Below are 19,257 nucleotides of genomic sequence, written 5' to 3'. Positions count from 1 at the left end.
GAAGATCCGTTTGAGACTGCGTCTCAATCAAAGCTAGTTCGTGTACTCTACCGTGCCTAGGGCCTCGGCCCCGAGGCTGATTCGTTAAAAGTGAAAACAGTAATGCGCGCAAAGTTCATCCAGTTACTTTACGAAATCCGTGCGAGCTATTGGTTCATACCGTCGTTGATGGCTCTCGGGGCGGTTGCTCTCTCAATCCTGACAACACAGCTAGACGCCCGCTATGGAGCCGAATGGTTTTCGAACCTGGGCTGGGCGATGGCGAGTAAGCCCGACGGAGCACGCAGCGTTCTTTCGACCATTGCCGGGTCGATGATCACTGTTGCTGGAGTCACATTTTCAATGACCATGGTCTCCGTTTCCTTCGCCTCTTCTCAATTTGGGCCCCGCTTAATTGGTAACTTCATGCGGGACCGTGGCAATCAGCTCACCCTCGGGACTTTCATAGCCACCTTCGTTTATTGCTTGATGATCTTGCGTACTATTCGCGGAGCCGGGGACGTCTTTCAGCTTGGCGATGGGAATAATTTGGAGGTCTTCGTCCCGCAGGTATCTATGCTCATTGCCATCGCGTTTGCGCTGACCAGTGTAGGTGTGCTGATCTTCTTTATTCATCATATTCCCGAAACGATTGATGTCTCAAACATTACCGCTCAAGTGGGCACTGAGCTAGAGGAAGCAATCGACAGCTTGTTTCCAGACCAAATTGGTCAGCCCGCTGACCAAAGCGAAGAAGACCGATTAGCTGAACTGCCCGACAATTGGCAGGAGGAGTCCGTGTCCGTAAAAACCGGTGCAAGCGGTTATGTCCAAGCGGTCGATGAGTCAGGACTCATCGAAGTAGCAAAGCGGCATGATCTCATTCTTCGACTTCAATACCGGCCGGGCGATTTTGCTACCGAAGAGAAGACACTCTTGGAAGCCTATCCTGCGGAGAAAGTTAACGATGAGGTAGCGAGCGAATTAAAATCGCTATTTGCATGGGGACAAGAGCGCACCCCGACTCAAAATGCTACTTTTCTGGTTGATCAACTTGTTGAGATCATCGGGCGGGCGCTGTCACCTGGCGTGAACGATCCATTTACGGCGATTAGTTGCTTGAAATGGTTGCGACGTTCCCTTACGACATTAGCGCATCGCGTGGAACCTGATCCGTATCGTTACGATGATGAAGAGCAATTACGGGTAGTAGCGCACGCAGCGTCGTTCAACAGTTTTTGCTCGGCCGTCTTTGATCAAACCTTGCAGTACGTGGCCGCCGACCGGAATGTGGCACTGGAAGCGATTCAGATGATTGCCGAAATCGCAATTGACCTGCCGGAAGGCGACCGCCGGGAGACACTCGCCAAATACGCAGACGCTCTGGCCAAAGCTACAGACGAGTTGTTGCCTCTCGAACGAGACCGTGAACAACTGAAGCAGCAGGTCGATATGTTCCATCGCTTGCTTGTGGACCCCGAGTTGAAAGAGCAAGTGAGGGACAATCTAGGGTGGCTCGGTGGACGCGCTTGACTATTCTGCGGTTGAAAACCAGTTAGTATCTTTCCTTCTGATTTTGAGGCATCTCCATGTGGGCAATGTTTGTTGTGGGCGCAGTTTATCTTGCGCTGGGAATCTGGTGCACTCTTGACCCTGCGGGCACGAGTGCCAACGTGGGCTTTCAGCTCATGGATGGCCAGGGACGTAGCGAATTTGTTACGGTGTATGGCGGTTTGGAGGTTGGCCTGGGGGCGGCGATGATCCTTACCGGGATGAGTCCGCAACTACGCATCGGCGGTCTCGCATTTGCGGCGATTGTGTCGGTGGCATTGGTTGTATTTCGGGTGCCGACGCTCTTTCGCTATGAAGTGCCAACCAAGATTTACCTATTCGTGATTGCAGAAATCATCACAGCAGCGTGGCTTTCCTGGCAGTATTTCGCGATCAAGGGCACGCCGGTCGAGCTTTCTACCTAGTTCGCACAGCGTCGAGTGGCAATTATGCGGTTTTTACTGGGGCGCAATCTATCTCTCCAAACGAATCTGCCGAAGGTAGCGTCCAGATCGCTTTTTTCGTCTGCGGGCTGTGGTATCCTTATATGTGGTATCCTTGGAACCAGCGATCCGCGGGATCGTTTTGTCTCGTTTGCCTGCAGCGTGTGTCATGCGAATCTTCAATCTGCAATATCACAAGCGTTACCGGATGGAAGCGGATCTTCGCCGCTGGCAGCCTTTGGCCGCGGCGCTGCATCCTGATTACCGCCTAGTGAGTTGGTCGGAATCACTGCTCGCTGCCCATGCGGAAGCAAAGTACTACAGCTTCCGCGACGAACTCGACGGCGAAATTTTCCCCAGTTTGGGTAATCTCAAAAGCTGTGAGCGCCTCATGGGGCAGATTCGCTCCAAAAAAGGATTTGTGCCTGAGGCGACCTGGCTTGCCCAATATGCGGCTGCCGGGCAGCGTTATCTGGAGAGTAGTGGCACCGTTCAGGCGATCCGTATTTCGCGGAATCGGGCGAACATACAAAATGTTGGCGTCACGCCGCTTCATCGTTATCGCGGTTTGGGGCTCGCGTTGGTAAACGCATCGCTTACAGGCATGCAGCAGGTTGGCGTGACAAGAGTCTATTTGGAAGTTACGGCACGCAATAAATCAGCGGTAAACCTGTACCAACGCGTCGGTTTTCGCAAGACGCGTACGCTGTACAAAGCGGCTGAGCGCAACTACAGTGAGGCGTCCTGATTCCGGATTTTCCCATCAGTCATGCCGCCACTAGCCCCGCTTCGATCAGCCAAGCAAGAACTTCCCCCTCGCTATGCCCGCAACTTCTGCTGTTGAAGAACGCTCCGCCTTTATCCATACCCTGAGCAATGGGTTAGTGTTGCTAGCTGAGCCTATCAATTCGGTGCAGTCGGCTGCGTTCACGATGCTCGTACCAGCAGGCTACAGTACCGATCCGATTGAACGCCGGGGACTGTCGGAACTGCTGTGCGATATGGTGCTCCGCGGTGCGGGACCTCGTGACGGGCGCGAACTCGTCAATGATTTGGAAGTCCTGGGCGTCGAGCGTAGCGAGAATGTGGGCGTTTCGCAATCCAGCTTTAGCGGGGCTACGCTTGCGACTAGTCTTAATGAAGCGCTCGCCATCTATGCGGACATCGTGCGCCGTCCCCACTTGCCGGAAGATCAACTCGAACAAGGCAAGCAGGTTTGTTTGCAAGAAATCCGTGGGGTCGAGGACGACCCGGGGCAATTGCTGATGAACGAGCTCCGGAAACGGACCTACCCCGATCCGTGGGGAAGGGCTAGTTACGGCACCAAAGAAGATGTGTTAGCTGCAACTCATGAGGACGTGAGGCAGCATTGGCAACGGTCCTATCGGCCAAATAACGCGATTCTTGCAGTTGCGGGGAATGTCGATTGGGATCGTCTCGTCGATCAAGTCGAGGACTTGTTCGGCGACTGGCAGACCGTCGATATTGAGCCGCATCTCGAGAAGGCTCTCAAAGAGACTACCCCGCACATCCACTATGACTCAAACCAGTGTCATATCGGCATTGCTTATCCGAGTGTCCCCTATCGCGACCCGGACTACCTGCGTGCATGGGCCGCAGTGGGTGCGCTTTCTAGCGGCATGAGCTCGCGACTGTTCACTGAAGTACGAGAGAAACGCGGGCTTTGCTACACCGTGAGCGCGTCGCTGCAAACTCAGCTCGATCGGGCTCGCGTACTTTGCTATGCCGGAACTACCGCAGAGCGTGCTCAAGAAACCCTCGATGTAACTTACGCTGAGCTTTTGCGACTCGGCCAGGGGATTCACCAGGGTGAGCTCGATCGTTTGCAGGCACGGATCAAGAGCGGGCTCATCATGCAGCAAGAATCAACTTCTGCACGTAGTGGCTCGATTGCCCGTGATTGGTTTCATCTTGGACGGATTCGTTCGATGGAAGAGCTTGGTCAACTTGTAGACGAGCTGACCGCAGATTCAATCAACGAGTACCTAACCACCAATCCTCCCAGCGATTTCACTTTTGCCACGCTGGGCCCTAAAGAACTGACGATTCCATCGCCCATTCCTTAGTACAGCCTTAAGGCTCGTTTTATTATCAGCTGCCGTGCGCTAGCACCCTGTTCTGAGTTGCGGAAACCGAACACTAATCTCGGCATGCCGGGACGGCTGATACTCGCTTGCTGAAGTCTGTTCTTTTGTACCAACTATACTGGAGTACGCATCGGTGAAGTTTCAAAGTCACACTCTTGATAACGGTTTGCAAATCATCGCCGAGTGCAATCCGGCCGCGCACTCGTTGGGCATGGGGTTCTTTGTGCGTACGGGCTCTCGCGACGAGACCGATGAAGTTGCCGGTGTGAGCCATTTTCTTGAGCACATGGCTTTTAAAGGCACCCCGCGCCGCTCGGCCGACGACGTGAACCGCGAGTTTGATGAAATTGGCGCTCAAAACAATGCGTACACTAGTGAAGAGAGCACGGTTTACTACGCCTCGGTACTGCCTGAGTACCAAGAGCAAAGTATCGACTTACTGGCCGATATTATGCGGCCTAGCCTGCGCGTCGAAGACTTTGACATGGAAAAGAAAGTCATCCTCGAAGAGATCCAAATGTATGCCGATCAGCCGCCCTACGGCATGGACGACTACATCAAGCAGCTGCACTACGGCGATCACCCGCTTGCCCGCAGTGTACTCGGAACGGTTGATACGGTTGGCGATCTGAGTGTTGAACAAATGCAAAAGTATTTTGAGAGCCGTTATAGCCCGGGAAATCTCTTCGTGGCGGCGGCGGGCCGGGTCGATTTCGACCAACTCGTGCGTCAGGTGGATGAGCGTTGTGGTCATTGGCAGCCGGCCGATGCCGCACGGGACCTGCCGAGGCCAGCCACCGAGGTTAAGCAGGAACGCGTCAACCACGAAGCGGCAACGCAGCAGTATGTACTGCAACTGGCTGACGGCCCAGCCGCTGAGGACGAAGATCGCTACGCCGCGAAGATTTTGGCCACCATCGTGGGTGACGATTCAGGGAGTCGCATGTACTGGGATATGGTCGATAACGGCAACGCAGAGAGTGCCAGCCTGGGACACTACGAGTACCAAGGTGCCGGCATGCTCTTCACTTGGATGAGTTGCAATCCGGCTGATGCAGAGACAAACTGTGAGCTCATCAAAGAGATTCAAGAAAAGGCTCAATCAGAAGGTTTTACGGCAGAAGAACTTCACCAAGCACAAAGCAAAGTGAAGGCTCGCGTGGTACTCGGCAGCGAGCGCCCCCGGAGTCGGCTATTCAATGTCGGAGGCAACTGGATGCTGAGACAAGAGTACCGCAGCGTCGAGGACGATCTGGCCGCCGTCGATGCACTAACTCTTGACGATTTGCATCGCGTGCTGGAGAAGTACCCACTTACACGCGCGACAACTGTGTCAGTTGGGCCACTGGATGCTTCATCGGTGGCCTGATCTTAAGCCTTCTTGATCGCCCCGCAGTTCACCTTGCCTGGTGTGCTTCTCTGCAGGAGGTGGCTCCTATTTTAACGGTTATGAGATGGGAAATTAGTTTTCAGGCACGCTGCCATTCAAGGCAAGTTGCGGATTTGCATCAAGTGATCCTATCTTCACACATACTGCTACAAATCCAGCAGAATCCCATCGATTGGCGACAGAAGTGACCTAGGTTTTAAGACTAAGACCCGGATTAACCCTGTGTGGGTGCAGGCGGCTGGGGAGAAGGCAGAGATGATTCTGCATCCTAAAACATGAGTTCCCCGCAGTTTCCCGACTGGTTCACCATGCACAAGATTCTCTTCGTTGACGACGATCCGACAGAACTGGCCGCACTCCAAACACTGCTTCGCGCGTACCGGCGAAATTGGCAAATGACTTTTTGCCAGAGTGGTCCGGAAGCCATTCAGCAGATGGCGGAAAACAAGTTCGATGTCGTCGTTACCGAACTCAAGATGACCGGCATGAGCGGAGCGGAGTTGCTGCGCTACGTCCGTGAGCTTTACCCTGATACCGTGAGGCTATTGCTTTGCAGTCAAGCCGAGTACAGTGAGCTGTTTAACTCGGTAGGCCCCGCACAGCAGTATCTCACCAAGCCCTGTGATCCTGAACTGCTGTATGACGTAGTTAACCGAACATGCTTGCTCAATGAACGACTTGCGCAGACAGGACTCCGTGCGGTGGTCTCTAAAGTCGACGCACTGCCTTCTCTACCTGCTGTTTATCTCAGATTGGTCGATGAGTTACGCCGTGAGGATGCTTCAGTCGATCGTATCGGCGACTTGATATCCAAAGACTTAGGAATGACCGCCAAAGTGCTGCAGCTAGTGAATAGCTCCTTCTTTGGCTTACCTGTCCACGTGAAAGACGCCGCCCACGCTGCTGCACTTCTGGGGCTTAATACCCTGCGACCTCTCGTGCTTACCGCAGGTGTATTCCGCCAACTCGAGAAGTCGCGAATCCCTGCGGCGCTGCTTGAGAAAGTCATGAAACACAGCATGGCAGTCGGTTGTCTAGCAAAACGCCTTGCCGAGATCGAAGGCATGAACCGCGATGATAGCGACAACGCCTTGCTTGCCGGCATTTTGCACGACATCGGCAAGTTGGTGCTAGCCGAGAACATAGGGCGAGATTATTCGATAGTGACTACTGCTGCGGAAATTACGAACTTGCCCTTGGAACAAGCAGAGCATGACCAGTTCGACACCTCACACGCGGAAGTTGGCGGTTACTTGGCCGCCATCTGGGGACTTCCTCAAGACATCCTCGAAGCAATCGCATATCACCACGATCCTAGCGGTCACCCAGGCAAGAAATTCTCAGGGGTCACAGCAGTTCATGCAGCCAACGCGTTAGTGAATGAGGCTGAGCTCTTGGAGAGCGAGTCAGAATTGCAGCGACCGACGCGAGATCGGCTCGACCATTCCTATCTTGCGCGGCTTAACTGCACGCAGAGTGTCGATCTCTGGCGCGAAATTGCCTTGCAGAAGCGGGCCGCCTGCTAGCGTCAAATTGAGGGTCTAGTGCAATAGTCGCTGCATGTATCGTTGTTTTGCGTGTTGCGCAAACCATTGTTGCGTCCAGGGTAATTCAGACGCGTACTGTAGATTCCTCTGGGGCAGAACATAGCTATCGCACCTTATCACAGTTCCATCTTCCAGTAGAGGTAGCACGGTTCGACGATAGTAGAGCCCAGATTCATAGTCGTCCAGACGCTGGAATTCTGACTCGGTCAGATCATAGTACACAAACCCCGGCACATTCTCTATGGCGGACGATTCATCCGAGACTTCCGACTCAAACATGACCGGGTAGAGGTCGCCCTCCGCGCGACGCACTTCGTAGCCACGAAGAGTAGCGGCTCGGCTCTGTACGACTCGTCCGACGATAAGCTGCCAGATATCTTCAAAAACTAAGGTGCCGTAGGCGAATAGATGCATCGCGCTAGACTTTCGCTGGCTCACGCGGGTCTTCTTCCCACGGACTGGTAGGGGAAGGTTCAGGGTGCGGGTGCAGCTCCTCTTCCTCTTCATAGACCCGCGCAGGTGCTGCAATGCGATGTCGCGAGAGTTCCGCACCGATCGCGCGTAGATTCAATAGAAATGTCACAATTGCCGCTGCGGGCAGGAGGTAGACCAACATCTCTCGACCTGAGACGAGGCCGCTCTCTAAGACTTCCGATAGAGTCCAGAAAGGGTTTGTGGCTAGCAGTAGCGAATACCCGCTACTACGAAACTGGCTACTCATGGAATAGATGACTGCGGGCACACCAATCGCAGCCATCATGAGAATCAAATGCACGAGAAACGCCGCCGCCAAGGGGACGAAGGCAACACGACGCAGCACACTCACTAGCAAGCGGCCAAGACCCAAAAAAATGATTAAGTAACACCAACCGAGTAGCATGAACTGCGAAATTTGAGTGGCGCTGAGACCAAAAGGTGGGAAAGGGGCGTTAGCCCAAAGAGTGATGAGCCCCAGCGCCACCAAGGCTCCGGAATTTGCTACGGCAAATACGTAGCCGGAGGCGGGGCCCGGGTTGAGCCAACTGAATAGCGACCGGCCTACGAGACTGCTAGGCAGAGAACGCTGGACTCTACGGGAAAGGTGCGGCCATTCGCCCGTCATGATCGATCCCATGACATACCAATAAATCAAACCAATCCCAACGGCAGCACATGCCAGAACAGGGACGGCTTCGGGCTCGTCGGGATACAGGAGTGGGGGAACGGTCATCCAGGCCACGAAGCAAGCTTGTTGGAGCAGCATCCAGTACCGAATTCTGGTCGAGCGATTTTCGCTAGGAAAAGAAATTTGAGCGGCAGCTGCCGTATGTAACAATCCGAAGGTGGTTAGATAAAGTGTCAGCACTCCGCCAAGACCAATCCAAAAGTCGCGATCTTGGATCATCTTATGGCTCTCACGCAGCAGTTCGGGAGTAACGCCGACGGCACCGAAGAAGGCAAACGCCATTCCCAGCACCAAACCTACTGAGAGTAACATTTGCGTATAGCGTACCGATGCCATCGTCCCAGCAAGCAATCCGATCAACGACATCCCGATCGAGGCTAGGAGCGTAACGCCAAGTAACAAAGCAACTGAAACAGCATCCACGCCTCGCAGCAAGAAAGTAAATGCGATACACGGACTTACCACAGAGAAGTAGATCAGGATTTGCAGAATCGCGCTGCCCAGTTTACCAGTAATTACTTGCTGCGAGGAAAGCGTTGTAATGGACAGCAGATCGTAAGTATTGTCTTCCTTCTCCGCTGAGAGAGAACGAAACGCTGAGAAAGGGACGATGACTGCCAGCGGGAAAGCAAGGATCGCGTAGTACGCGACCAGCATGTCCTGCCCAGAAGCAATGTAAAAGATTTGCGGCCCGATAATTGCTCGCCCCGCGAAGCTGACAATCCAACAGGCAACCAATACGATCGCGAAGGTGAGGAGGAATTGCTTGCTCTTGAGAGCTTGACGGGTCTCTTTTACAAGAATGGGATTAGCCCATTCCAACAAGCCCACGACGCGGTGTTCCAGTACTTCGAGCCAATTACGCCAGTTGCTGGTTGCCTGGGTTGGTCTCTCTGCTTCGGTAGTATTCGCATCGGCTGTACTCATTGTACACGTCCCTCCGTCACGTGAAGGAACACGTCTTCCAGGCTCTTGGTCTTGGATGCAAAATCGACCACGGCAAATTCCGCCTGCACCAGTTGCTTCAGGAGTTCGGCTTGCTTTGGGGGTCCGCCTTCGTGGGTGAAGGCAACTCCACGATCTTTTTGCACAATGTCTGCGATGTCATCGCGAGCGGTGAGCCACGTGATCAAACGTTCTGTACCATCCAACACTCGCACCTGAACTTTGCTGATGGTTTCCGCCCGACCGCTAATTTCGTCCACAGAGCCGACGGCAAGCAGCTTACCCTGTTCGATAATTCCCACGCGATCGCAAATCTCGGCCAACTCGGTAAGAATGTGCGAGCTAATCAGTACCGCCTTACCATTCTTAGCCAAGAGAGCGATCATCTCGCGCAGCTCAATGCGAGCCCGCGGATCGAGCCCAGCAGCCGGTTCGTCTAGAATGAGTACCGCGGGATCGTGAATCATTGTGCGGCCCAAGCAAAGGCGCTGCTTCATTCCTTTGGATAGCCCATCGATCGGCTTGTCTGCCAGCTTGTCGAGCTGTGTGAAGTCCATCACGTAGTGGATGGCGCCGGTTCGTTGCGCTCCTCGCAAGCCGTACGAACGTGCGAAGAAGTCGAGATACTCGTAGACGTTGACATTCTGATAGGCGCCAAAGTAGTCGGGCATAAAACCTAGCCTGCGGCGCACGCGGTCGGGATCGTCCACCACGGAGAACCCATCGACAAACGCATTGCCGTAGGTAGGTTCGTCAAGCGTTGCGAGGATTCGCATGCTCGTCGTCTTGCCGGCACCATTCGGGCCGATGTAGCCGAACACTTCGCCTGGGAAAACTTTAAACGACATATCCTGCACCGCCTTGGTTTTACCAAAGTAACGATGCAGGCCGCGAACTTCGATCAAAGGCCGATTCGGAGGATTACTTGTCACGGCTCGTCCTCCTCTGCTGGCGTTTCAGAATCTGTATTCCTTGCCGTTTCCTCTACGGCATCCTCCGGTGGGTCAGCCTTGGCGTAACGGCCCTTCACAACATGAAAGCTCGACTCCTCGCGCGCGTCGCTTGCACCGAGTTCCACAATCATGCCCTGTTCGGTAATCGCAATGTAACGTCCGCGCCCGAAACCATTGAGCAGCGGAGAGACAATCGCCGCGATTTCCGCCTCCAACAAGCTCTCTGAGAAATGCCCCACACTGTCGTTCATGAATCGATAGTCGATCTCGCCCCCAGGGGGGAAAAACGGTTCGGCGTCGGAAATCAATTTACGGAGTTTCGTCGAGATATCCTTGGTAGGAAGTTTGTCCATGACTAGCGACTTGCCGTCTGCCAGATTTTCGCACCAATAAGTTTGTCCTTGGGGATCTTCTACGGCCAAGTACAGGATTCGGACACCCAGTTGATTCGAGACGCTCAAACCCGTGGTGCCTTCCTTGAAATCAAGCCGCTGCTGGGTCGAGCGTGAGGTAATACCTAGATACTGCGTTGGGGTGCGCGACGCCAACCAACCCTCGGTCAAGCGTTGAGTGCCGTTTCCCTTATCATCCAGATCCCAGACCAGTTCTCGTCGACCGAGGGAGCGTTGCGTGTATCGGCTCCGCGAAGCTTGAGCGAACGGCAGCACCGGATAGATCGCTGTGTCCGCTGGCAGTACTAGACCCCCACGGGGCGCAATGCCCGCGTAGTAGGAGAGTCGCGCCCAGCTAGCTGCTTCACCTGCCAGCTGATCGAGTTGGGTAACGCTCCGGGCACGCACGCGCACGTCTGTGCCGTCTGAAATTAAACCGTAGACGAACAGAAAAAGTGTCACCAGCGCGGCCGCGATAGGAGTGGTCGCTAGCAGCCAAGGAAGCCGCTTCGCTCGTCGAAGTAGCCAATAGTTCAGCGGTCCGATGCAAAGTACGAACAACGTTATGAGAACTTGGAATTCGGTTACGGGTGCTAATCCCACGCCCGGAATCAAGAAGTTGTTAAAGTCATGATTCGGCAAGGCGGGATGAATGCCGTGGCGTGCTGACCAATCCATGCGAGGACCCAGTAGAGTGCCCCAGATTGGCATATTGTAGGGTGGGTCGCTCTTCCCAGGAGTAAATGCGGCGACTGCGCCAAGCCCAAACGAGCGTGCTAAGATTTTCAAGTTGTTTTCCCTATCTACTCCACGCGGTGACAATCGCCTCTCTCCTGAACGAGGATCCACGAATTCTCGCATCTTTTCTTTCAACGAGTCGAGCTTCGGTAACGCAAAGCGGCGTGGGGCTTCCGAAAGCTCAATTAATCCTTGTAATTCATCCTCCTTCGTTTTCTCTCGCCCACCGGTCCGCACCCTACGCCAACCATAATCAGCAGGTGTTTTTTCCGTTTTAGTAGCCTCAGCGGATAGCGACATGTTGGTAAAGGATGCAAAGTCCCAACCGGCCCAGCCTTCCTCCACATCAACAATCCAAAGATTTCCGCCCGCTCGTACCCAAGCAAGAACTGCTGCGAAGCTCTCCTGATGATTCAACTTAAGCGATAGGAAATCGTCCGCAGAAAGCGCAATCGCACCGTAGCCTGTGTAATCCAGCCACTGGCTGGAGAGTTCAGCCAGGGATCGGACGGTGACGTTCGACTGTCTCCACTGATTGGACAGACGGCGAACGCTTTTTTGGGCTCTGCCTCTCGTGTCCGAGACAAACAGCAAGCACGGAGCTTCATTGTTGTTTCGTGATGCGTAGTTGAAAGGGAGCGTATTGGGAGTCGAACTCAGGTTTCGACGATAGCGACCATCGATCCAAACCTCCCAATTCATCGAACTCCAATCGCTATACCTGGGGATGAGTAGCGTAGTTCTTCCTGTCCGGACACCCGAGGGAACAAAGAAAGTCTTCTCGGCTTCTATCGTGTTGTCACCCCTCGGTTGCCATCGACCGCCGAATCCAAAACGTATGGTGATTTCTTGTTCAGTGGTTGTTCGAGCCACGGAATTGTAAGTGACATCAATCGGGCAATATCCGTACTGCGACTTAAAGTCGGTACCGAGTGTGATCGTCTCAGGAGGAACAACTGCTTGGGTCTTAGTGCTTTGAATAGGCGACGGCATCGTAAACTGGAAGGATTTTCCTTCCATCCGCGAAGCTACTTGCGCATTCACGTGATTCGCAGGCAACAAGGTCCCCGGGAGAACCAGCAGAAACAAAGTACGCAACACGACCCCGGGGAGGCACTGAGTCAGGGCTGATCGCCAACATGGTGACATCAGCTGCCCCCACTGGGGTTAGGTAGGTATTCTACAGAGGGTTGTAGTTCGTCCTCTGAAGGGCTTTGATCCGACTCACGACGGACGGCACCGCGACTCGTCCTAGCGACGATGTCTTCCCTCCCCACGAGAACAGCCAAGCCAGTACATAACCCGAAAAAAAACGCATACACGATGCCCGCCATGACAACGCTTGCCAAGCCGTAACACACGGCAATGGCCCACTCGCTACCGAAGGAGGCACGACCAGCCACGAGGGCAACGATCGCAGCGGCCGGCACGGCCGCCATAACTGTCCGGAGCGAAAACTGGGGGAGTAGCATAGATAGATTCTGGCAGATACTGCCCTGTACCCGCAAGCAGTTAAGCGCCAACGCCTCGAGATAGACTCATTTTAAGCATTTCGCACCTGGGCCAAGAATCTTGGGAGAATATCTTGTGCCTGAATATCTATTTGCCCCGCAGAAGAACCGCTAGGATGGAAGGCGACTATCCTCCTTGATCTTGAGACCCCAGCCGACTTGCAGCTCTTATATGAACTTCCACCGGATACCTAATCTCTTTGCGTTACTTGTAGCTTCGCTATTGGCAACAATGAGTCTTAGTACTATTTGTACTGCGGCTCCCCGAGTGGAAGCCTACTCTGGTGCCGGCTTTGGCGTAGGTCGCGTGACCGTTCCCGTGGATCGCGGTGAGCCTTCGCTGCCGATCAGCGACGAGCGATTTACCGTGGAGAGTGCTGGGGGTCGCGTCCTTTATCCGGCTCTCAAGATCGCCCCTGTGCGACGTTTGCTGCGTAGGATACTTGAGATTGATACGCCTGCTGCTGTGACTATGTACTTCTTGTTCGTAGGCGATGAGCCCCTGCGGCTTGACCTCTATTCCCCTACGCAGCAGACGATCACTGTTACCCCCCGACGCGATGCCCGACAACAGGAGAGACTGCTTGCAGAGTGGTGGGAGGAATACTCCAATCGTTGGCGTGATCTGCGGCAGGACCCCGAGTTCCCCCCCGTGGTGGAGAACTTCGTCGCTCCCACTTTGGCGCGTAGGCTCAATCAGGAACTGCCCACGCCTCGCCGACGTTGGTTGCCTTGGGAACAAAACAAGCAGACTATCTGGGACGAACTGCTCGCCACCGAAGCCTACCGATTGGAACTCGACCAAGAACTACTCGCCACCGATGGAGACATCCAGCAGCAGCCGGAAATGGTGCCGCTCCCCCCATCTATGCCGTGGCCCGAGCCACAAATAACTTTACAGGGTGAGGTCGTCACGGAACCGATTGCCGGCCATGTGCCCGCAGAGAGCTTCTATATTCGCTTCGGCAATTTCAAGAACTACCTCTGGTTTCGCGATCTAAATCGCAAGTGGGAAGGCGATCTCAAGAACATGATTTTGCGACGCGGCATCGATCGCAAAGCTGGGTTACGGATAGAGCAACAGCTCTCGTTGAGTGAGTCGGCACTGGCAAAGATCGTCGGACCACAGGTGATCGATGATGTGGCGCTCATCGGGCTTGATCCGTATACCACAGACGGGGCCGCTGTCGGGATTCTCTTCCAAGCGAGGAATAACTTCCTGCTTGCACGCGATCTGACAACTCAACGTCGCCGGGCGCTAGATACATTCGACGATGCGAGCGAAACGACGATTGACTTCCCCGACGGCAAGCAGGCATCGCTCATCGCGAGTCCGTCGGGAGAGGTCCGCACGTACTACGCCCAAGACGGCGACTTCCACCTTGTGACGAACTCTCGCACTCTCGCAGGGCGATTCTTCGCGGCCGGAGCAGGAAAAACTCCCCTGGCTGAAGACCCAGCGTTTCTGCTCGCTCGTTCGCAGCAACCCGTGGATCGCGAAGATTGTGTGTTCATCCACCTTAGCAACCAGTTCTTTCGGACACTTTGCTCGCCAAGAACGTGGATCGAGAGTCAACGCCGGCTAAGCTCCTCACGGCGGCTCAAGCTCGTCACCTTGGCGAAACTCATGGCCACCGCGGAAGGTTCAGCCGCATCGAGCCTTGCTGAACTTATTGCCGAAGGCTACTTGCCTGCCGGTTTTGACCGGTGTGCAGGCGGAGGGGAACTCATCTGTGATGCACTCGGTGGCATCGACACGCGGCGCGGTCGGCCCGGCTTATTTCTCCCAATTCCAGATACAGAAATCGAACCGGTCACTACCGAAGAAGCACGCATGTATCGTCGCTTCTCGGAACGTTTCATCCAAGAAGTTGGCGTCATGCGACCAGTTAGCATCGCGCTCCAGCGAGTTCCCATTACAAAGAAGGTGGAAGAAACGGACAAAACTAAAATTCCACGCGAGGTACTCGTCGCCGAGCATCTCATTGCCGAAGTCCTGATCGAACCCCGCGATGGCATGAAGTTAGGAAAACTGGAAGACTGGCTCGGCCCGCCGAGCGAGGAGGCCATATTGCCTGCTCATGATGACCTAGCGAACATGGAAATCGTATTGGAAGCCGCGCTACCCCTATTGGGTGGCGATCCGGAGTTGCATCATCTTTTCGGCGGTGTGCGAGACTTTCGATCGCCCCTGGTGGTCAGAAAAGGCACTGCGGCACCGATTGGAAGCACATCCGAAATGATCCGCGGCTACCTCGGTGCCTGGCCCAAGCCGGGTTTGCTGCAATTGTTCACGGGGGCGCAACCCCGCGTTCGCGAGCCGGCGGAGGAGCTAGAAAATGCCATGTGGCTAGGCGGACGAGATGATTTTCTACTACTGTCTTTCAAGCCAGAAATTGTCAATGAAGTCATTCCCCAACTGGCTCGCGTTCCGGCTGAACGACCCGCACAACTGCGATTTACGGTCTCTGACCTCTCAGGCACCGGTCTTGCGGAGCTGATTAGCAGCTTTGGCTACGGACGAGCGCGCGAGACAAGTGCTGCCGCTAGCCGACTAATGAATACGCTGGGCAATCAACTAAACATTCCACGTGACCAATGCCAAGAATTGGCCGGCCAACTTATGGACGGCGGATTTGTGTGTGCCTTGGGTGGCGAGTACCAACTCTTTCAACCAGCGAGTGGCATACCCGTATGGTCGTCGAATGCGCTGCCTAAAGAGAATCGATTCTTGCTGACATCGCTCCCTGATGACTTCGAGTTGCCATTCTTGTCCTGGTTCGGTGGAGCTAGTGGGGATGCTTGCCTCACCGAGGAGTCGATCACTGCGCATTTGGAACTGCTGATGCGTGAGCCGTTGGACATGGAATTGCCACGAGAAAAACCCATGATGCAACCTTTGAGCGAACCAGCAGCTAAGCCGCAAGCGGCGGATGAGAGTCAACCCAAACAAGACGCGCCGCCACCTCCGGCTATGGAAGAAAGCCCCGACTTGGAGCCACAGCCTCAACTGCAGGAGTAGCCGTGAGTACACCAGCAGCGATTCCCGCGGTTGATCGTCTCCGTTACAGCGATACGGAGTTGCCGCCGTACTCCTACGTCCCTAAGCATGCGCCCCATCCGGTAAGCGACCCGGCTGGGCATTGGTTTGGGCGTGAGGAGCCAATTACGCCGCCGCTGGATCCGCAAGAGCCTTATCGTTCTAAAGCTTATCTCTACGGCATCGATCTCTTCAATCACGGTTACTACTGGGAAGCGCATGAAGCTTGGGAGTCGCTCTGGCATGCCGCCGGTAGAACTGGTGTGACAGCCGATTGGTTGAAAGCGCTCATCAAGCTGGCAGCTGCACTGGTAAAGGCACGCGAAGGGAACCCGCGCGGTGTCGAGCGCCACGCGCGCCGAACACTAGAACTGCTGGACATAGTAACCGCCCAGCTACCGGGAACAGGCGGCCACTACTGCGGTTTGAGTCTAGCTCGCGTGGAAGCAATCGCACGGGGATTGGTCTCTGAGGCTGCCACTCACTATACTGAAGCCAACCCAACTCTCGTTCTTCGCGGTTGGCTTGAAATTAACTAGGAGTTCGAATCCATGACTCGGTCGTCTTTGCTCACGCAATCTCCCTGTTTGCTTGTTGCTATCGCTGCTCTGGGGCTCGCAGAAGCGCATGCTTTGATCTGGTCGCCGCCGAAAAACCCCGATCCCCATGCAATCCTGAATGAAGCGAGAGAGGACGTACGGGCGAGACGCTATGCAGAGGCGCTTGCCAAGCATAAGTGGTTTCATGAAAACGCTTTAGATTTCCAGCAGTCGCTCTACGGAGTGCGGCTTTCTTTCGCGCTTTCGGATTGGCGAGAGCTGGCAGATAAGTACGAGCCGGCATTGGTAGCGCTACGTGAGACGCGGGACAAGGCGAGGAAGCTAGTCCTCACGAAAGACAAAACAGTCAATACGCGTTTCCACTATTTCCACGATTTTGAATCTATCAACGAGAAACTGAACGAATCCAAAGAAACGGTCTTGCTCTTTCAAGCGATTGACAAGGACAAGCAAGAGCAAAAACTGGCTGCGAGAATTTTCTCCGTAGCGCAACCAGCACTTCTGAAGTCGAAACAGTATAAGTTGTGCCGCAAGTATATTGAGCCTGAGAAGGATCTGGCTCATATCAAACAGATGTATGATCTTAATCAGAAATTTGCGGAAGAGCAGCAACTGGGCGATCGGCACCTTGACTACGCTCAAGAAACGCTTAGCCGCGACTGCTCAACACTCGTTGCAATGCTAGCGCTAAATAAGGAGCCTGAGCTTGCTGAGAAGCTTGCCGAGGAGGCAAAAAAGTTCTGGGATGATCAGAAGTTCCATCAAGCGATCGACGAAGCAAAGAAAGGGAAACTACCTAAGTAGGGATGCAAGCATCGCGACTACGGGCTTTCGCCAACAACTCCCCTGCACGGTAAGAGCTTCTCACAAGTGGTCCCGAAGCAACGCCCTGAAAGCCCATCTGGTGGGCTTGTCGCTCGAATTCTGCGAATTGATCAGGGTGAACGTAGCGATCAACCGGCAGAAATCGCGTGCCCGGTCGGCCAGGGGCTAAGTATTGGCCCAGCGTAATCAATTGCACTCCGTTGTCGCGAAGCTGCTGCATGGCACTTGTGATTTCCTCATCGGTTTCGCCTAAGCCAACCATCAGGCTACTCTTGGTGACGATTTCCGGCGCAATCTGCTTCGCATGCTTGAGTGCATCCAAGCTCTGTACGAACGAAGCACGCGGGTCGCGAACGAGTTCGTCCAGCCTAGGAACGCACTCGACGTTGTGCGCGAAGACGGCAAGCGGAGATTCGTGCAACAGGCTCGCGAGCGCCTTCCAATTGCCATCGAGATCACTGGAGAGAAGTTCAATAGTTGTGTTTGGCAAGCGTTGGTGGACAGCTTCGACACATTTGCGATAGTGCCCTGCCCCGCCGTCGCAAAGATCGTCGCGATTGACTACCGTAATCACTACATGCTTAAGCTGTAGCCGCTCGACCGCATCAGCAAGTCTTTCAGGTTCTTCTGCCTCGGGTAGCGGCGGGGCCTTAAGTGTTTCTACGGAGCAGAACCGACACCCCCGCGTGCAACTATCGCCGGCGATCATGAACGTTGCCGTGCCACGTGCCCAGCAGTCGTGAATGTTCGGGCAGCGGGCTTCCTCGCACACGGTGTTTAGAGAGTTGCCATGTACGGCAGCGTCGGTACCGTTGAACGTCTGCTGACCTCCGCCGGCAGGAAGGTTGACGCGCAGCCACTCCGGGAGGCGTTGCCGCGCTGGTTTTTCGACGATGGGGAGACTGTTTGTCAATTCGACCTTCGAACTCGCCTGCACTACGAAATCGAGTGCAACGCTGGTAAATCGGACATCACGCTTGAAGGGTTATTTCGCCGCCGAGCTTGTTCCACGCTGGTACCCAAGCCAAACCACACGCCGAACAAGGTCGGCGGCTAACGAGACGTTGTTGCGTCAGGCACTCTGCTTAAGAATACTACGCCGTCAGCCCTTCAAACAGTGGCGTACTCAAGTAACGCTCGCCTAGACTGCACATGATGGTGACGATACGCTTGCCCTTCATGTCTGGGCGAGCAGCTACCTTCGCAGCGGCACACATGTTTGCGCCACTGGAGATGCCGGCCATAATACCTTCCTCTTTTGCGAGCCGGCGGGACCATTGAAACGCTTCCTCATTGCTCACTTGAATGGTCTCGTCCAAGAGTGATACATCCAAGTTGCCTGGAATAAAGCCAGCACCGATACCCTGAATCTTGTGAGGGCCCGGTTCGCCGCCAGAAATGACAGCCGACCCATCAGGTTCTACGGCAATGGAGAGGAAGTTGGAGTTCTTGCTTTTGAGGAAACGCGTTGCCCCAGTGATCGTTCCGCCCGTACCAACGCCGGCTACGAGCACATCAATGTTCTCGCCCGAGTCGGCCCAGATCTCAGGGCCAGTTGTTGCTTCATGAATCGCTGGGTTTGCGGGGTTCTCAAACTGCTGCGGCATGAATGTGTTATTACCGTTCGCGGTCAACTCTTCCGCCTTGGCAATGGCTGCTTTCATGCCACCGGCTGCCGGAGTGAGCACAAGCTCGGCTCCCATCGCTTTAAGCAAAGTGCGTCGCTCAACCGACATGGACTCTGGCATGGTCAGTGTCAGCCGATACCCTTTAGCCGCGCAGACAAACGCCAAGGCGATGCCCGTGTTGCCGCTGGTAGGCTCAATGACATGCGTATCGGCAGTGATCTTGCCGTCCTTCTCGCCTGCTGCGATCATCGCAGCGCCGATGCGATCTTTCACGCTATTAAGCGGCTGAAAGAACTCGCACTTGGCGAAAACCGTGGCATGATCTTCCGGGACCAAGCGGTTGATACGAATCATCGGTGTGTCGCCGACGGCCTCAGCAGCGTTGTCGTAAGTGCGATTGCGGGGCATGGCGGGGACCTCTTGTCTTAGAGTAGAGTCATTTGGTTGGCTTCTTACTGAAGCAACAATTATCGACATAATTT

At 54.6% G+C, this 19,257-nt stretch carries 16 protein-coding genes; 9 read left to right on the top strand and 7 right to left on the bottom strand.

Annotation, left to right across the window (positions count from 1 at the left end; all coding sequences use genetic code 11):
* The first annotated feature begins 102 nt into the window (after positions 1-102).
* The 6 genes from HG15A2_RS12840 (at position 103) to HG15A2_RS12815 (ending at position 6,997) form a co-directional block, all read left to right on the top strand.
* On the top strand, positions 103-1,512 hold the full coding sequence (locus HG15A2_RS12840) for a DUF2254 domain-containing protein (RefSeq protein WP_145060615.1): 1,410 nt from the start codon (positions 103-105) through the stop codon (positions 1,510-1,512).
* Positions 1,513-1,568: 56 nt separating this feature from the next.
* Positions 1,569-1,955: a DUF4345 family protein gene (locus tag HG15A2_RS12835; protein WP_145060614.1), complete on the top strand. Its 387-nt coding sequence runs from the start codon at positions 1,569-1,571 to the stop codon at positions 1,953-1,955.
* Positions 1,956-2,142: 187 nt separating this feature from the next.
* Entirely contained in the window at positions 2,143-2,721 is a 579-nt protein-coding gene (locus tag HG15A2_RS12830; protein ID WP_145060613.1) for a GNAT family N-acetyltransferase, read from the top strand.
* A gap of 73 nt (positions 2,722-2,794) precedes the next feature.
* On the top strand, positions 2,795-4,060 hold the full coding sequence (locus HG15A2_RS12825) for a M16 family metallopeptidase (protein ID WP_145060612.1): 1,266 nt from the start codon (positions 2,795-2,797) through the stop codon (positions 4,058-4,060).
* A 154-nt stretch (positions 4,061-4,214) separates the two neighbouring features.
* Positions 4,215-5,450, top strand: a complete 1,236-nt coding sequence (locus HG15A2_RS12820; protein ID WP_145060611.1) for a M16 family metallopeptidase — start codon at positions 4,215-4,217, stop codon at positions 5,448-5,450.
* Positions 5,451-5,779: 329 nt separating this feature from the next.
* Positions 5,780-6,997, top strand: a complete 1,218-nt coding sequence (locus tag HG15A2_RS12815; RefSeq protein WP_218931936.1) for a response regulator — start codon at positions 5,780-5,782, stop codon at positions 6,995-6,997.
* A 15-nt stretch (positions 6,998-7,012) separates the two neighbouring features.
* On the opposite strand, the gene HG15A2_RS12810 is transcribed toward HG15A2_RS12815, so the two are convergent.
* The 5 genes from HG15A2_RS12810 to HG15A2_RS12790 form a co-directional block, all read right to left on the bottom strand.
* Entirely contained in the window at positions 7,013-7,432 is a 420-nt protein-coding gene (locus tag HG15A2_RS12810; RefSeq protein ID WP_218931935.1) for a gamma-glutamylcyclotransferase family protein, read from the bottom strand.
* Between the two features lie 4 nt (positions 7,433-7,436).
* Complete coding sequence (locus HG15A2_RS12805) at positions 7,437-9,110, bottom strand: ABC transporter permease (protein ID WP_145060608.1); 1,674 nt, start codon at positions 9,108-9,110, stop codon at positions 7,437-7,439.
* Positions 9,107-9,976, bottom strand: coding sequence for an ABC transporter ATP-binding protein (locus tag HG15A2_RS12800; protein WP_145064050.1), 870 nt, complete (start codon positions 9,974-9,976; stop codon positions 9,107-9,109). Before HG15A2_RS12800 ends, HG15A2_RS12805 begins: the two co-directional genes overlap by 4 nt.
* Positions 9,977-10,056: 80 nt before the next feature.
* On the bottom strand, positions 10,057-12,204 hold the full coding sequence (locus HG15A2_RS12795) for a hypothetical protein (RefSeq protein ID WP_145060607.1): 2,148 nt from the start codon (positions 12,202-12,204) through the stop codon (positions 10,057-10,059).
* A gap of 155 nt (positions 12,205-12,359) precedes the next feature.
* Positions 12,360-12,683, bottom strand: coding sequence for a hypothetical protein (locus tag HG15A2_RS12790; RefSeq protein ID WP_145060606.1), 324 nt, complete (start codon positions 12,681-12,683; stop codon positions 12,360-12,362).
* Positions 12,684-12,954: 271 nt separating this feature from the next.
* Here HG15A2_RS12790 and HG15A2_RS24070 point away from each other — a divergent pair, with 271 nt between their 5' ends.
* The 3 genes from HG15A2_RS24070 to HG15A2_RS12775 are packed head-to-tail and all read left to right on the top strand — an operon-like array spanning position 12,955 to position 17,126.
* Positions 12,955-15,744: a hypothetical protein gene (locus tag HG15A2_RS24070; RefSeq protein WP_218931934.1), complete on the top strand. Its 2,790-nt coding sequence runs from the start codon at positions 12,955-12,957 to the stop codon at positions 15,742-15,744.
* A gap of 2 nt (positions 15,745-15,746) precedes the next feature.
* On the top strand, positions 15,747-16,301 hold the full coding sequence (locus HG15A2_RS12780) for a DUF309 domain-containing protein (protein WP_218931933.1): 555 nt from the start codon (positions 15,747-15,749) through the stop codon (positions 16,299-16,301).
* Positions 16,302-16,313: 12 nt separating this feature from the next.
* Positions 16,314-17,126, top strand: coding sequence for a hypothetical protein (locus HG15A2_RS12775; RefSeq protein WP_145060605.1), 813 nt, complete (start codon positions 16,314-16,316; stop codon positions 17,124-17,126).
* Here the strand turns inward: HG15A2_RS12775 and lipA are convergent.
* Complete coding sequence (lipA, locus tag HG15A2_RS12770) at positions 17,119-18,060, bottom strand: lipoyl synthase (RefSeq protein WP_218931932.1); 942 nt, start codon at positions 18,058-18,060, stop codon at positions 17,119-17,121. The genes HG15A2_RS12775 and lipA overlap by 8 nt on opposite strands.
* 181 nt (positions 18,061-18,241) lie before the next feature.
* Positions 18,242-19,183: a cysteine synthase A gene (gene cysK, locus HG15A2_RS12765; RefSeq protein ID WP_145060603.1), complete on the bottom strand. Its 942-nt coding sequence runs from the start codon at positions 19,181-19,183 to the stop codon at positions 18,242-18,244.
* Positions 19,184-19,257: the final 74 nt, after the last annotated feature.

This window comes from Adhaeretor mobilis (assembly GCF_007741515.1).
Classification (GTDB): Bacteria; Planctomycetota; Planctomycetia; order Pirellulales; family Lacipirellulaceae; genus Adhaeretor; species Adhaeretor mobilis.
The sequence above is the reverse complement of the archived record's forward strand: the minus strand, read 5'-3'. Positions and strand labels throughout refer to the sequence as shown.

What these genes read in the sequence shown, in the direction of transcription:
- HG15A2_RS12840 (WP_145060615.1), top strand. Translation starts at nt 103, where the DNA reads ATGCGCGCAAAGTTCATCCAGTTACTTTACGAAATCCGTGCGAGCTAT.
- HG15A2_RS12835 (WP_145060614.1), top strand. Translation starts at nt 1,569, where the DNA reads ATGTGGGCAATGTTTGTTGTGGGCGCAGTTTATCTTGCGCTGGGAATC.
- HG15A2_RS12830 (WP_145060613.1), top strand. Translation starts at nt 2,143, where the DNA reads ATGCGAATCTTCAATCTGCAATATCACAAGCGTTACCGGATGGAAGCG.
- HG15A2_RS12825 (WP_145060612.1), top strand. Translation starts at nt 2,795, where the DNA reads ATGCCCGCAACTTCTGCTGTTGAAGAACGCTCCGCCTTTATCCATACC.
- HG15A2_RS12815 (WP_218931936.1), top strand. Translation starts at nt 5,780, where the DNA reads ATGCACAAGATTCTCTTCGTTGACGACGATCCGACAGAACTGGCCGCA.
- HG15A2_RS12810 (WP_218931935.1), bottom strand. Translation starts at nt 7,432, where the DNA reads ATGCATCTATTCGCCTACGGCACCTTAGTTTTTGAAGATATCTGGCAG.
- HG15A2_RS12805 (WP_145060608.1), bottom strand. Translation starts at nt 9,110, where the DNA reads ATGAGTACAGCCGATGCGAATACTACCGAAGCAGAGAGACCAACCCAG.
- HG15A2_RS12800 (WP_145064050.1), bottom strand. Translation starts at nt 9,976, where the DNA reads ATGTCGTTTAAAGTTTTCCCAGGCGAAGTGTTCGGCTACATCGGCCCG.
- HG15A2_RS12795 (WP_145060607.1), bottom strand. Translation starts at nt 12,204, where the DNA reads ATGCCGTCGCCTATTCAAAGCACTAAGACCCAAGCAGTTGTTCCTCCT.
- HG15A2_RS12790 (WP_145060606.1), bottom strand. Translation starts at nt 12,683, where the DNA reads ATGCTACTCCCCCAGTTTTCGCTCCGGACAGTTATGGCGGCCGTGCCG.
- HG15A2_RS24070 (WP_218931934.1), top strand. Translation starts at nt 12,955, where the DNA reads ATGAGTCTTAGTACTATTTGTACTGCGGCTCCCCGAGTGGAAGCCTAC.
- HG15A2_RS12775 (WP_145060605.1), top strand. Translation starts at nt 16,314, where the DNA reads ATGACTCGGTCGTCTTTGCTCACGCAATCTCCCTGTTTGCTTGTTGCT.
- cysK (WP_145060603.1), bottom strand. Translation starts at nt 19,183, where the DNA reads ATGCCCCGCAATCGCACTTACGACAACGCTGCTGAGGCCGTCGGCGAC.